The organism is Lancefieldella parvula DSM 20469, assembly GCF_000024225.1.
Classification (GTDB): domain Bacteria; phylum Actinomycetota; class Coriobacteriia; order Coriobacteriales; family Atopobiaceae; genus Lancefieldella; species Lancefieldella parvula.
The window spans coordinates 1,203,321-1,216,813 of the sequence record NC_013203.1 but is presented as its reverse complement, the minus strand read 5'-3'; the positions used below and the strand labels follow the sequence as shown (position 1 = coordinate 1,216,813).

16 protein-coding genes are annotated in these 13,493 nt (G+C 44.5%); 12 read left to right on the top strand and 4 right to left on the bottom strand.

The window, feature by feature from the left end:
- Positions 1 to 48 precede the first annotated feature (48 nt).
- Positions 49 to 477 carry an FKBP-type peptidyl-prolyl cis-trans isomerase gene (locus APAR_RS05505; RefSeq protein ID WP_012809159.1) on the bottom strand — a complete coding sequence of 143 codons (429 nt, stop codon included), beginning with the start codon at positions 475 to 477 and terminating at the stop codon, positions 49 to 51.
- Positions 478 to 589: 112 nt separating this feature from the next.
- Between APAR_RS05505 and murI the strand changes: the two genes are divergently transcribed.
- Positions 590 to 1,423 carry a glutamate racemase gene (murI, locus tag APAR_RS05500; protein WP_012809158.1) on the top strand — a complete coding sequence of 278 codons (834 nt, stop codon included), beginning with the start codon at positions 590 to 592 and terminating at the stop codon, positions 1,421 to 1,423.
- A gap of 18 nt (positions 1,424 to 1,441) precedes the next feature.
- On the opposite strand, the gene APAR_RS05495 is transcribed toward murI, so the two are convergent.
- Positions 1,442 to 1,801 carry a DUF488 domain-containing protein gene (locus APAR_RS05495; protein ID WP_012809157.1) on the bottom strand — a complete coding sequence of 120 codons (360 nt, stop codon included), beginning with the start codon at positions 1,799 to 1,801 and terminating at the stop codon, positions 1,442 to 1,444.
- A gap of 136 nt (positions 1,802 to 1,937) precedes the next feature.
- Between APAR_RS05495 and APAR_RS05490 the strand changes: the two genes are divergently transcribed.
- Complete coding sequence (locus APAR_RS05490) at positions 1,938 to 2,984, top strand: branched-chain amino acid aminotransferase (protein ID WP_012809156.1); 1,047 nt, start codon at positions 1,938 to 1,940, stop codon at positions 2,982 to 2,984.
- Positions 2,985 to 3,086: 102 nt separating this feature from the next.
- Here the strand turns inward: APAR_RS05490 and APAR_RS05485 are convergent, their stop codons facing one another.
- Entirely contained in the window at positions 3,087 to 3,938 is an 852-nt protein-coding gene (locus tag APAR_RS05485) for a class II fructose-bisphosphate aldolase (protein WP_012809155.1), read from the bottom strand.
- Positions 3,939 to 4,074: 136 nt separating this feature from the next.
- On the bottom strand, positions 4,075 to 5,010 hold the full coding sequence (locus tag APAR_RS05480; RefSeq protein ID WP_012809154.1) for a 1-phosphofructokinase family hexose kinase: 936 nt from the start codon (positions 5,008 to 5,010) through the stop codon (positions 4,075 to 4,077).
- A 537-nt stretch (positions 5,011 to 5,547) separates the two neighbouring features.
- On the opposite strand from APAR_RS05480, the gene APAR_RS05475 reads away from it, so the two are divergent.
- The 10 genes from APAR_RS05475 (at position 5,548) to APAR_RS05430 (ending at position 13,235) form a co-directional block, all read left to right on the top strand.
- Positions 5,548 to 5,988, top strand: coding sequence for a PTS sugar transporter subunit IIA (locus APAR_RS05475; protein WP_012809153.1), 441 nt, complete (start codon positions 5,548 to 5,550; stop codon positions 5,986 to 5,988).
- A 33-nt stretch (positions 5,989 to 6,021) separates the two neighbouring features.
- Positions 6,022 to 6,312 (top strand): preprotein translocase subunit YajC, encoded by a 291-nt coding sequence (gene yajC, locus APAR_RS05470; protein ID WP_012809152.1) that lies wholly within the window; start codon positions 6,022 to 6,024, stop codon positions 6,310 to 6,312.
- A gap of 95 nt (positions 6,313 to 6,407) precedes the next feature.
- Positions 6,408 to 6,890, top strand: a complete 483-nt coding sequence (gene agaV / locus APAR_RS05465) for a PTS N-acetylgalactosamine transporter subunit IIB (RefSeq protein WP_012809151.1) — start codon at positions 6,408 to 6,410, stop codon at positions 6,888 to 6,890.
- A gap of 138 nt (positions 6,891 to 7,028) precedes the next feature.
- Positions 7,029 to 7,835, top strand: coding sequence for a PTS mannose/fructose/sorbose/N-acetylgalactosamine transporter subunit IIC (locus tag APAR_RS05460; RefSeq protein ID WP_012809150.1), 807 nt, complete (start codon positions 7,029 to 7,031; stop codon positions 7,833 to 7,835).
- Positions 7,825 to 8,904 (top strand): PTS system mannose/fructose/sorbose family transporter subunit IID, encoded by a 1,080-nt coding sequence (locus APAR_RS05455; protein ID WP_012809149.1) that lies wholly within the window; start codon positions 7,825 to 7,827, stop codon positions 8,902 to 8,904. Before APAR_RS05460 ends, APAR_RS05455 begins: the two co-directional genes overlap by 11 nt.
- A gap of 54 nt (positions 8,905 to 8,958) precedes the next feature.
- Entirely contained in the window at positions 8,959 to 9,687 is a 729-nt protein-coding gene (locus APAR_RS05450; protein WP_012809148.1) for a GntR family transcriptional regulator, read from the top strand.
- Between the two features lie 22 nt (positions 9,688 to 9,709).
- Complete coding sequence (locus APAR_RS05445; RefSeq protein WP_012809147.1) at positions 9,710 to 10,876, top strand: SIS domain-containing protein; 1,167 nt, start codon at positions 9,710 to 9,712, stop codon at positions 10,874 to 10,876.
- Between the two features lie 57 nt (positions 10,877 to 10,933).
- Positions 10,934 to 12,100, top strand: a complete 1,167-nt coding sequence (nagA, locus tag APAR_RS05440; protein ID WP_012809146.1) for an N-acetylglucosamine-6-phosphate deacetylase — start codon at positions 10,934 to 10,936, stop codon at positions 12,098 to 12,100.
- A gap of 39 nt (positions 12,101 to 12,139) precedes the next feature.
- Positions 12,140 to 12,583 carry a DUF3290 domain-containing protein gene (locus APAR_RS05435; RefSeq protein WP_012809145.1) on the top strand — a complete coding sequence of 148 codons (444 nt, stop codon included), beginning with the start codon at positions 12,140 to 12,142 and terminating at the stop codon, positions 12,581 to 12,583.
- 4 nt (positions 12,584 to 12,587) lie between these two features.
- Positions 12,588 to 13,235, top strand: coding sequence for a DUF421 domain-containing protein (locus APAR_RS05430; RefSeq protein WP_012809144.1), 648 nt, complete (start codon positions 12,588 to 12,590; stop codon positions 13,233 to 13,235).
- Positions 13,236 to 13,493: the final 258 nt, after the last annotated feature.

Below are 13,493 nucleotides of genomic sequence, written 5' to 3'. Positions count from 1 at the left end.
AATGCCACGAGCATCTACGCCCTTCTCGTCCTATAAAAGGGGAGTGGATTACTCTTCAACCTCAAGAAGCTCAATGTTAAAGTTAAGGTCTTTACCAGCCATTGGATGGTTTGTGTCAAAGACAATGGTGGTACCGTCGTTTGAGACTACTGTTGCCATAACAGGATATCCCTCAGGGGTACCTAAGGTGACCTGCTGACCTGCAACAAGATTTTCAGATCCAGGAAGTTGAGCTACAGGAACAGGCTGAACTGCCTCCTCATGGCGCTCACCATAAGCCTCAGCCGCTGGAATATGCACGTCAACAATCTGTCCAACGGTCATATCTTTGACAGCCTGGTCAAAACCAGGAATCATCTGACCAGCCATGCAGGTAAATGCCAGTGGCTCATTACGATCGCGGGAAGAGTCAAACTTAGTTCCATCATCAAGGGTACCTACGTAGTGGACTTTTACTTTTTTACCTTCGTTGCTCATAAAACTCCAATCATTAAAAACATATCTTTGGCATTTTACCCAAGAGTGATGTAAATCAACCCTTGAATGATAAAGGTATAAAATACTTTACATTCAGTTTGAAAGGTTTGTAATGGAAGCTCGTCTGACTCCTCATAGTTTTATTGGTGTTTTTGACTCGGGCGTTGGCGGCATGAGCGTGCTTAAGCATCTTGTTGCTCAAATGCCTCATGAGACGTTTCATTATTTTGGTGATTCTGCATTTGCTCCTTATGGCACTAAGCCAAAAGAGCAGATTGCACAGCGTTCGTCTGTTATTGCTAAAAAGTTTATTGATGAGGGTGCTAAAGCACTGGTTATAGCCTGCAATACCGCAACAGCTGCTGCCGCAGACGAACTGAGGGCAGCCTATCCTTATCTATCTATTGTGGGTGTTGAGCCGGCTCTTAAGCCTGCAGTGACTGCGTATCCTCATGGAACTGTGATTGTTCTAGCTACAAAGGCAACACTTTCTTTACAGAAGTATCACAATCTTGAGTCGCGATTACATCCTTCCGCAAAGGTTATCTCTATTCCAGGAGAAGGCTTGGTAGAGCTTATTGAATCTGGTCAGACTGATTCAGAACAGTTGCACAAACGACTGACTGAGCTTTTAGGTGGCTATACTGGTCAGGTAGATGCTGTGGTTCTTGGTTGTACGCATTACCCTTTTATTAAGAAGCAAATTAGCTCTGTTTTAGGCAACGTAGAATTTTTTGATGGCGGTGCAGGAGCCGCTCATCAGCTTAAACGTTTGCTAAAGCAGGCAAATCTGCTTACTTCTAAAGAAAACATTGAGGATACCACTACAGATACCATTGCGAATGAGAACGACAGCATCGTACGACCAGATATTTTATTCTCATCAAGCATTGACACTCCTGAAGAATTGGCATTCTACCAGGAGTTCTTCTCGCAAGAGATGTAGTTACAGTCCATAAGCCTATTATTTTAATTTACTCTCAAGCCACTTCTTGAGCACTACAGCGTTGTTGTATTTAGTGTCTTTGTCCGAGAAAAGCAGTGTCACGGTAGTTAAATCAAGCTTTTTGAGCTGTTCAACAAAGGTTTCTGCGTCGGGATTGCTGTTAAGCTCGGCCGTATACGTAGACACAAAGCTGTCAAAACGCTCTGGATCGTGGTTGAATGTTTTTCTGCACTCAGTAGTAGGAGCAATAGTTTTAGCCCACTCATCAGCGTGCAGGTTCTCTTTTTTGATGCCACGAGGCCACAGTCTATCTACGAGCACGCGATACCCATCGTTAGCTTCTGGTGCGTCGTAGGTCCTTTTGAGTTTGATATTCATTGTTGCTCCCTTCAGCTCATGTACGTTATACCGCAAAATAACTATTCGGTTACAAACTATTTGATATGGCAAGGTATTTAAAGTTGCACGTTTAAGATGGAGTTCATTCTTTGAAACCCACGGAGAAAGGAAAGCCATGGCAAACTCAGTGGAGAAGAAAGACATCGATTGGACATCGCTTGGCTTCGCATATACGCAGTGTGATTACAGTTACGTTGCCCACTACAAAGATGGTGCTTGGGATGAAGGTGGACTTACTACCAATCACAACATTACGCTGTCTGAATGCGCAAATATCTTCCATTATTGCCAGGAAGTTTTTGAGGGCTTAAAGGCCTATACCACAGTCTCTGGCGATATTGTGTGCTTTCGTCCTAATCTTAATGCTCAGCGTATGGCAGATTCTGCATCTCGTCTTGTTATGCCTCCATTCCCTGAGGATAGATTTGTTGCTGCTGTTAAAGAGGTTGTTTCTGCAAATGCAGCATGGGTTCCACCATTTGGTACAGGTGCTACGTTGTATGTTCGTCCTTTTATGATTGGTACCGGCAATACCGTTGGTGTTAAGCCATCTCCTACATATGAATTCCGCATTATGGTTACTCCAGTTGGAGCTTATTACTCTAACGGCGTTGCTCCTGTTGCACTGACCGTTTCTCCTTATGATCGCGCCGCTCCTCACGGAACCGGCAACATCAAGGCTGGTCTGAATTACGCTATGTCTCTGTATCCAACCACTTGGGCACATGAGCAGGGCTTTGCAGATAGCATGTATCTTGATTCAGGCTCTCGCACTTATGTTGAGGAGTCCAGTGGCGCAAACTTCCTCTTTGTTAATAAAGAGGGAACCTTGGTTATTCCACAGTCCTATACTGATTCTATTTTGCCTTCTATTACCCGTCGTTCATTAGCAACTGTTGCTAAAGACATGCTTGGTATGAAGGTTGTTGAGCGTCCTGTCCGTTTTGATGAGCTTGACCAGTTTGTTGAGTGTGGCATGTGCGGTACTGCTGCCGTTATTTCTCCTGTTGGCAAAGTTGTTGATGGTGAGAAAGAGATTGTCTTTGGCGCTGGTATGGAGGCTGTGGGGCCTGTCATGTCTAAGCTTCGCAACACACTGACCAGCATTCAGTCTGGTGAGATTGAGGCTCCAGAGGCGGATTGGATTTGCAAGATTTGCTAAGGCCTGCATTTTCAACAGTGCTTTGCTTTTAACAAAAAGGCGAGAAGACCATCGATCTTCTCGCCTTATTTTTATCTGCAAAAAGCAGGATGCGTGCGCCGCTTATGCTTTATGAGAGGAGCCCAGGTTATCCATGTGGCTTGCAACAATCTGGGTGATTGCTTCCATACCAGGAATAGAAGGTTTCTTTGGATCAAAGTTGTTAGGATTCTCGGACATATATTTCATGAAGGCTGCAGTGAAGACCTGGCGAAGCTCGGTTGCGTAGTTAACCTTGCAAATACCGTTCTGGATTGCCTCTGCTACCTGGTCATCTGGCACACCAGAAGTTCCGTGAAGAACCAGAGGAATATCAAGACGCTGACGGATTGCCTTCAGGACGCCTTGCTCAATGTGGGGGGTACCGTGGTAGACGCCATGAGCGGTACCAACGCCGACTGCAAGAGAAGTGCAGTTAGTACGTGCGACAAACTCTTCAGCCTGGTCTGGATCAGTATAGGGGTTCTCGCCCTCAACAGCTGGACCGTCGTCTTCTTTACCGCCGACCTTGCCGAGCTCCGCCTCAACAGGAAGGTTAATAGGGCCAGCAAATTTAGTGACAGAAGCGGTAAGCGCAATGTTGTCCTCAAAAGGAACGTGAGAGCCGTCAATCATAACGGAAGTATAACCTGCACGAGCTGCCTGAATGCAGCGGTCAAAGCCGTCACCGTGATCAAGGTGAAGAGCTACAGGAACGGTTGCCTCTTCAGCAGCACAACGAACCATTGCTGCAAAGTAATCAAGGTTTGCATACTTAATGGTGCCAGGGGTGGTCTGAAGAATAACAGGGGAGCGGCGCTCTTCTGCTGCTTTAACAACAGCCATTACAAATTCAAGGTTCTCAACGTTAAAGGCGCCAACAGCGTAATGGCCAGCCTGCGCGTCAAGAAGCATTTGCTTAGTAGTAACAAACATCTATTGCTCCTTTCGCCCCCAAGGGCTCTTTGATTAACTAAAAAAATTGTAACGTTTCTCTTACTTTGTCACGCAACTTTTCTAGAAATCATTGTGTCTTTGTAACTTTTGGCGAGAGATTTGTTTTATCGTAAACTTATCCAGCAATCTTTTTGATTGTGACCTGTTTATGAATCTCCGCTGCGACAGCTTGATCAAAGCGACCGGTGCCTATAGATAAACAACTTGCGGTCGCACAAGATAGTGCGAAGGTAAGGCACTCTGAAGTCGGTTTTCTTTGGGCAAGCGCAACAGCAAAAGAGCCAACAAGGGTATCTCCCGCGCCAACAGGATTGATAACTTCAATTTTTGGAGGATTTGCTATAAAAGTTCCTTCATCAGAAACCATTAGTGCGCCCTGTGCACCAAGCGAAACAACTATTATTTTAATCCCGCGTTTATGCAGCTCTTGTGCTGCTTCAATGATTTCATCTTGTGTAGTTATTTCTCTTTTTAGAAGCTGGCCGATTTCATCGGTATTTGGTTTAATCATGGTAGGAAGAGCGTCAATACATGAGGTGAGTAGTGTACCCGATGCATCTACAATACAAGGAACACCAGCGGCCATGGTCTCTTGAATAAGCTCTTTGTAATTTTCGGCAGAAATGCCCTTTGGGATACTGCCATTAAAAGTGACAACCTCAGCATCTTTGGTAAGTTGTACAAGTTTTGCCTTAAAAGCAAGGAATTCTTCAGGCAGAATTGGCTGACCAGGCTCTAAAAACTCAGTTGACTGTTTGTTTGGTTCTAGAATATTGATACATGAGCGAGTTTCTTGTTCAGTATAAATGAAATCACTGGTAATACCATCTTTATGCGCTAGTTCAACGAGGTAACGACCATTATTGCCACCTACAAATCCTGTGGCACATACGGGATAGTTAAGGGTAGTAATGGCTCTTGACGCATTAAGACCTTTGCCGCCAGCACTGTTATCTACCACCGAGACTCTATGTACGGTTCCGTCTACAACAGGAGAATCCAGGTAGTAAGCCTTATCAATGGATGCATTGAGTGTCACAGTAACAATCACGCATATCACCTCGTCTAAAAGACAGTACACATAAAGTGCCTAGAGAAAGTAGGGTGAGAAACACTATGGAACATTGCCCCTACAAACAGAATGGAGTTAAATCAATTTAACCAAAGCGTTATCAAGAAACTTTTCTTTAGATGTTCTAAAAAAAGATACCAGTACATAATTTCTTAATACCAATTTTATTTTCTTAGCGTATTTGAGCAGGATTTTAGGGTTGTTTACTACATTTATTACGTATAAAAGTACGTTATAGAAGTTTTTTGTTTTATGGCAAACGTGCTGAGTTTTTATTGCTTCATCACAATTTATTCACATATTTACCTGCGAAAATAAAAATATGCGTACCGTTTACGGTGAAAATAGTACCGTTAAACCGTCGATTGTTAACGTACACATTATAAGAAGCTCACTAGACTATACTTTGTATTAGGTTGTTATCTGGTATCTACCACTTAAAGAGAAGGTTCAATACTTTTAAAGTCTCTCATGTAGCTTTCCAGATAGTTCCCAGTTCTTTGAAAGGAGTTTAGCATGGTAGGTTGCGTTTTAACTGGTCATGGAACGTTTGCAAACGGTCTTGCAGATGCTTTAAAGATGATTGCTGGTGAGCAAGAAGCTTTTGTTCCCGTTCCTTTTATTGAAGCCGGTGCTGCAACGTACCCAGAAACTCTTGCTGCCACAATTTCTGATCTTCTTGACACTACTGACGGCGTGTTGGTTTTCTGCGACCTGCTTGGCGGTACGCCTTTTAATCAGGCAATGATAATTGCTCAGAATTATTCAAACGTAGAAGTTGTTACAGGCACTAACCTTCCTATGCTTCTTGAAACACTTGGTAGCCGCATGGCTGATACTTCTCTAGAAGAGCTGGTTGAGACTGCTGTTGTTGCTGGTAGCCAGGGAGTTGTCCATAAGCGTCTTGAGCTTGAGGTTGAGCCAGAAGATGACATCTTCGGTGATGATGGCATTTAATTAGCATTTTGCTGTTGAGTTAAGGAGATACACATGGCAAATCTAGCAGAGAACATTCTTGCTTCATCCATTGTCCTTCTCGCATTCTTGGTAATTTTAGGTCTTGTGTATTCCTTCTTTGCCTGGAAAGCTTCTTCCAAAAAGACTGGGACAACTTCAGAGTTTTTGAAGAATCTTCATGCAGGTCAGAAAGTTAAGACCAGCAGTGGAATGTACGGCGTGGTAAAAGATGTCAAAAAAGAAACAGTAGATGTTGAGTTTGCTCCAAATGTAGTTATCACACTGGATCGCTGGGCTTTAATCAGTGTCCCTAACAATAAATAAATTTGCAGTAAAACACGCAGCGCAAGTTGCGAGTAGTGCGATGAGAATCGCAGATAGCACGCACAAATATGCGTGTAAAGAGAGGAGAACTTGTTATGGGAGAACCAGATATCAAGCTTGCTCGAATTGATAACCGTTTAATTCACGGCCAGGTTGCCACTCAGTGGAACGGCACCCTTGGTACCAATCTTATCCTTGTTGCAAATGATGAGGTTGCAGGAAATAAGATGCGTCAGGGTCTTATGGACATGGCTGCACCAAGCGGTGTTGCAACTAGGTATTTTACGCTTCAGAAAACCATTGATGTTATTCACAAGGCTTCTGCAAGTCAGCACATTTTCTTAGTTGCCGAGAATCCAGAGGATGTCCTCACTCTGGTCAAGGGCGGTGTTCCTATCAAAAAGGTGAACATCGGCAATATGCACATGGCTGAGGGAAAGCGACAGGTCGCCACAAGTGTGGCGGTAGACGATAAGGACGTCGCTGCCTTCCGTGAGCTTCAGGAATTGGGGGTGACTCTAGAGATTAGGCGTGTTCCTACGACCCCGGTCGAGGATATCTCAAAGCTATTCGAGTAAATTTTGCGCGCAACTTCCTGGTAGAGATCGCAAAAAGTTGCAATGGTGCAACGTTTCTAGCAGGTTGGCAAAGGTATTCGGATAGTCTGCCGATCATCGTCATCGGCAGTTATGGTGTGTTTGAAAGGAGGAGTTAAGATGGATGTTAGCCCTATTCAGGTGTTATTAATTTTCATCGTTGCGTTTATCGCTGGCATCGATCAGTTTAGTTTCCTCGAGTCTCTTTACCAGCCAATCGTAACTGGTTTTTTGGTTGGTTTGATTCTTGGCGACGTTCAGACTGGTCTCATTGTTGGTGGTACCTATCAGCTTATGACCATCGGTAACATGCCTGTTGGTGGTGCACAGCCACCTAATGCTGTTATCGGCGGCATTATGTCTGCAGTCTTTGCAATCACTACTAAGCTTGAGCCAATGGCTGCTGTAGCTGCAGCAATTCCATTCTCGCTGCTTGGTCAGTATGCAGTAACCATCATCTTTACTATTATGTCCCCTGTAATGGCAACTGCTGATGCATATGCCGAGAAGGCAGATCCTAAGGGAATTGCTCGTATTAACTACGGCGCAATGGCTGCCCTTGGTCTTTTCTTCGGTGTTATTGTTACCCTGTTCTTCCTGGGCGGTGCTGCATTTGGCACTCAGATCACCACTGCAATTCCAAAGTGGCTCATGAATGCACTGTCCGTCGCTGGTGGCATGATGCGCTTCGTCGGCTTTGCAATCCTGCTGAAGGTTATGGTTTCTCGCGAGCTCTGGGGCTTCTTCCTCATGGGCTTTGCAGCCGCAATCGTATTTATCAGCATTCCTGAGCTCTCTGGTCCAGCACTTCTGCTTCTTGCTCTCATTGGCTTTGGTATCGCATTCTGGGATTACCAGCTCCAGACCAAGATGAAGAATGCTGCTCCTGCTGTTGTTGCTGGAGGTGACTTCGAAGATGGCATTTAATATTCCTGATACCTATCAGAACACCACTCCTGCTGAGCCACTTGATCAGAAGACACTCAACAAGATGGTGTGGCGTTCCCTGTTCCTGCAGGCTTCCTTCAATTACGAAAGAATGCAGGCAGCTGGTTGGCTTTACGGTATCCTTCCAGGTCTTGAGAAGATTCACGGCGACAACAAGGATGACCTTGCTGCTTCCATGAGTCACAACCTTGAGTTCTTTAATACCCACCCATTTTTGGTTACTTTTGTTATGGGTATTGTTCTCTCTCTTGAGCAGAACAAGCTGGATATTCCAACCATTCGTGCAGTCCGCGTTTCTGCAATGGGTCCTCTAGGTGGCATTGGTGACGCACTGTTCTGGTTCACTCTTGTTCCAATTACTGCTGGTATTACCTCTAATATGGCAATCTCTGGCAACGTCTTTGCGCCATTTTTGTTCCTCATCATCTTCAATATTGCACAGTTTGCTGTACGTTATTGGCTGATGAACCTTTCCTACAAGATGGGCACTGATGCAATTACCCTGCTTACCGAGAATGCAAAAGAGTTCACTCGTGCTGCTTCTATCTTGGGTGTCTTTGTTGTTGGTTGCTTGGTTGTTTGCTACGGCGGAACCAAGCTTGGCGTTGGCGCAAACATCCCTAACGGTGAGACACACAGTGTTGTTCTTTCTCAGGTAACTCTTTCTGATGAGCAGCTTGCTTCTGGTCAGTATGACAAGGTACTCTTTGCTGAGGGCAGCTATGCAGACTACAAGAAGAATCCTGAGTCCGTTAAGTTCCTCGGTGGCAAAACTGCTGACGGCAAGGATGGCACCGCTGCTATTACTCCAGTCGGCAACGGCGTTAACCTGGTAACTATTGGCAAGGAAGTCACTTCTCCTGTCTCTATTGACATTCAGAAGATTCTTGACGGCGTTTGTCCAAAGCTTATTCCATTGGCTCTTACCCTTTGCTTGTACTATCTCATGGCAAAGCGTAACTGGACTCCAATTATGTGCATCTGCCTTCTTCTGGTAATTGCACTCCTTGGCTCTGGCTTTGGTGTTCTCCCATATATTTGGGGGTAAGTAAGTATGACGGGTGTCCACATGTTGGGCACCCGTCTTTTATAGGAGAGTTTGATGACAGCTTTTATGGGAAGACAGCCACTCTACGAGCAGCTTGCAAATATGCTGCGTTATCGTATTGAGAACGAGATGGATCCAGACGATCCGCTTCCTTCTGAGCGAGAGCTCTCCGATTCTTATGGTCTTTCTCGTACCACGGTAAGACTTGCCCTGCAAGAGCTCGAACACATGGGGCTTATTTACCGTCAACGCGGTCGCGGTACCTTTGTAGCTGATATTTCTGAGCGTGCAACAGATCTTATGGGCGGCTATAGTTTCACCGATCAGCAGCGCCAGTTAGGCCGTGTTCCAAAAACTACCACTCTTGAGTTTGACACTATTGAGGCTAATAAGTTCTTAGCCCAGCACATGCATGTTATTCTTGGCGAGAAACTCTTCCGCATCAAACGTCTGAGAAGTGCTGATGATGTGCCCATGATGTTGGAAGTAACCTACCTTCCAGTTTCACAGTTTTTCTCGCTTACTGCTCATGATCTTGAGCAAAAATCCTTGTACCAAATTTTTGAAGAAGACTACAACATAAAGATTGGCGTGGCAGAAGAGGAGTTCAAGGCTTCAATTGCTCGCTCGGATGACGCCACTTTATTGCAAATTTCTGAGGGTTCGCCGGTGTTGAGTCTTACTCGCACCACGTATAACGACAAAAATATCATTGTTGAGTTCACTTTGAGTGTAGCTCGCGCCGATCAATTTAGATACAAGATTGTACATACGCGCAGTTAGATAACTGTAAGAAGGGATATCAATGTTTAAAAAGAGCCAAGAAGAGCTAAAGGCACTAGGTGCGGATATTACAACTGCCGAGATTAAGCAGCAGCCTGAGCTTTGGGAGTCTACCTTTGGCATTTATCAAGAGAACCTTTCTGCAATTAAAGAATTTGTAGAGCGCGCTCGTAGTCTTGGTGGGAAACGTCGTACGCGCGTGGTTTTTACTGGCGCAGGTACCTCGGCATATGTAGGTGATACCATTACTCCCTATCTTCGTTCTCATGGCGAGAAGAGCTCTTTTGAGTTTGTGTCTGTTGCAACTACTGATATTGTTTCTGATCCTTACGGTAGTCTTGATCTAGAGGATCCAACGGTCCTGGTGTCTTTTGCACGCTCTGGTAATAGTCCAGAGAGTCTTGCTGCAGTAAATATTGCTCGCCAAATTGTTAAAAATCTTTTGCTCATCAATATTACTTGCGCTCCTGAAGGAAAACTTGCTGTTGAGTCCGCAGGTAAAGACGATACATTGCTTCTTCTTATTCCTGGTGCAAATGACCAGGGCTTTGCAATGACTGGCTCTTATAGCTGTATGACACTTCTTGCAACGCTTGTCTTTGATAGCGCCGATGACCAGCAGAAGAAGGCTTGGATACTTGATGCTGCTAAGCTGGGTAGACAAGTAATTGAACGTGAGGAAGAGATTGCTGAGTGGCTCAAGAGTGATTTCAACCGCATTACTTATTTGGGTTCTGGTCTTTTTGTGGGTCTTGCTCATGAGGCACAGCTTAAGATTTTGGAACTTGCAGCTGGTATTAATGCAACGTCGTGGGATTCTTCAATGGGATATCGCCACGGACCAAAGTCTTTTGTTGACGAGCATACCTTGGTGTTTGATTTTGTTTCTAACAATCCTTATACGCGTCAATATGATCTGGATATTCTTGACGAGATTAGGGGAGACCAGATTGCCGCTCTGACCATTGGTATTGAGCAAGAGGGCACAACAAACTTTGCGGGAAGAACTTTTAGTCTTCCTGTACTTTCAGAGCCTCTGCCAGCACCTTATTTGGCTCTGCCCTTTGTAATGGTCGCTCAGGTAGTAGCACTTTTGAACTCAGTTCGCGTTAATAACAAACCGGACACACCTTCTCCAACCGGTCAGGTTAATCGAGTAGTCAAGGGTGTTACAATTCACTCACTGTAGGAATTACTAAAAAGGACGTGCCTATGGCGCGTCCTTTTGAAAATGATTGAGGTAATTATGAGTACATTTGCAGTTAAAGCAGATAAGTTCTTTTTACCAGGAGCAACTTCTGGTCCAGGATATTTGCTCGTCGAAGACGGCATATTTGGTCATTTCACTAAAGAAAAGCCAGAGTGTGAGATTATTGACCGCACCGGTTCTTGGGTAGCTCCTGGTCTTGTTGATACGCATATCCACGGTTTTCTCGACCATGACATTATGGATTGCGATCCTGACGGCGTCATTGAGATTGCTCAGGGTCTGCTCTCTAATGGCGTAACTTCTTGGCTTCCCACAACACTGACCGCAAGCGTTGAGCAGACTGGTGATGCTTGTGAGTCCGTTGCTGACGCAGCAGAGGGAATTGCGGCAAATGGTATTGATGCTGCTCGCATCCAGGGAATCTTTCTAGAGGGACCATTCTTTACCGAGAAGCACAAGGGAGCTCAAAATCCTGCGTACTTTCTTGACCCAGATGTGGATGTCTTTGATGAATGGCAGGAGCGCGCTGATGGTTGGATTGCCAAGATAGCTATTGCTCCAGAGCGCGATGGTGCTCCAGAGTTCTGTGCAGAGATGGCAGACCGTGGTGTTCATGTAGCCTTGGGACACTCTGATGCAACTTTTGAAGAGGCTCTTGCATGTGTAAATGCTGGTGCTGATATCTTTGTTCATACTTATAACGGCATGAGTGGTCTTCACCATCGTGAGCCGGGTATGGTGGGCGCTGCAATGACTACCCACGGTACTTATGCAGAGGCAATTTGCGACGGTCACCACCTTAATCCTATTGCAGTTCGCGCTCTTGTGAATGCAAAGGGAGCAGATCATACCGTTCTCATTACCGATTGCATGCGCGCAGGCGGTATGCCTAATGGTCAGTACAATCTTGGTGATTTCCCCGTTGTTGTTGAAGGTGGGACTGCTCGCCTGATGGATGACTCTCACAGTCTTGCTGGCTCAATCCTTCGTCTGTTTGAAGGCGTAAAGAACGTCTATGACTGGGGAGTTGTATCTGCTGAAGAGGCAGTTCGCATGGCTTCAGAAAACCCAGCTCGCTCCTGTGGAATTGATGATGTTTGCGGCTTTATTCGTCCTGGATACGATGCAGACTTTATTGTTATTACTAAGAATCTTCAACTTGAAGAGACGTTCCTTGGTGGAAAGAGTGTCTACAAGGCTTAATCTCTGAGGATACTGAGTAATGCAAGCTAAAGGAAGCTTATGGAGTTTTATTCGCATAACTATTTGATTCATCATGCCGCCGCATTTGACTGGACCCAGCTGGTTCTTTTTGGTTTTGTTGCGCTTCTGATGATCTTCTCTCTTGTGCATTACGTGCGTGATAGAAAGAATTCTAAATATCGTGAGCTTGCGCTTATTGCGTTGTTCTCGTTTATTTTTCTTGGACTTCTGCAGTTAGATCGCGTGTTAGAGGTTAATCAAGCAAGTAAGCACTATGAGTCAATTATTGCCTCACAAGAAAACATTGCTCGCCGTCTTGAGGTTGATTCTAACCACGTGTATATTGCCTTCGACAATCAGGGAAATCCATCGTATCTCGAGGTTGACGGCAAGTACTATCACGTTTTGAAAAATACCGAGAATGGCTATGTTATTGAGCAAATAAACCTTGTTGGCAGTGACATTAAGCACGTAGAGGAGTAGATCGATGAACTTTTATTTAGAGGTTGCAATTAAATTGTGCATCGGTCTTTTCTCGCTTGTTTTGGCAATTAACGTCAGCGGAAAAGGAAACTTAGCACCAACTGCAGCAATTGACCAGGTTCAAAACTTTGTACTTGGTGGTATTGTTGGCGGCATGATTTATAACAGTTCAATTACTATTTTGCAGTACACCCTTGTTCTGCTTATTTGGCTCATTATTGTTATGGTTCTCAAATGGCTAAGAACTAACAATATGTTGGTCAAGCAGTTGATTGATGGACGTCCTGTTATTGTTATCGATAAGGGCAAGTTGCTTGTAGACAATTGTAGGTCTATGGGACTAACTGCTTATGATGTGTCACTTAAGCTACGCCAAGCAGGTGTGAATTACACTTCAGAAGTTAAACGCGCTATTCTTGAGCAAAATGGACAGCTTATTATTGTTCAGCATGGAGAAGAGAACGTTAAGTTTCCACTTATTACTGATGGACAAGTCCAGACAAACATTCTTGAGGCGCTTGATTTAGAAGAGAATTGGCTTGGTAAGGAACTTCAGCGTCAAGGTTATGAGTCTCCTTCAGAGATTTATTTGGCTGAATACAGCAGTGGTAATTTAATTATTACTCCGTATACAGAGAGATCAGTAGGTTAGCAATAGATAAAACAATTAATTTGTTTATTTCAATTCCGTTTATGAAAAAGATAAAAAAATTTACTGCTAACTTGAATTGAAATATGTATACTAGGTCTAACTTTTGAAAGCGGACTGTCGGAAGACAGCCCGCTTTCGTGCTAAAGGGGAAGCATGAACGCATGTTCAGATGATGAGAAGTGAGTAGAAAGGCAAAGAAGTAACGAGAAACACGGGTTTCTCGCCATGTTTTTACGCTTGGTAGTAATGGTAATCGCG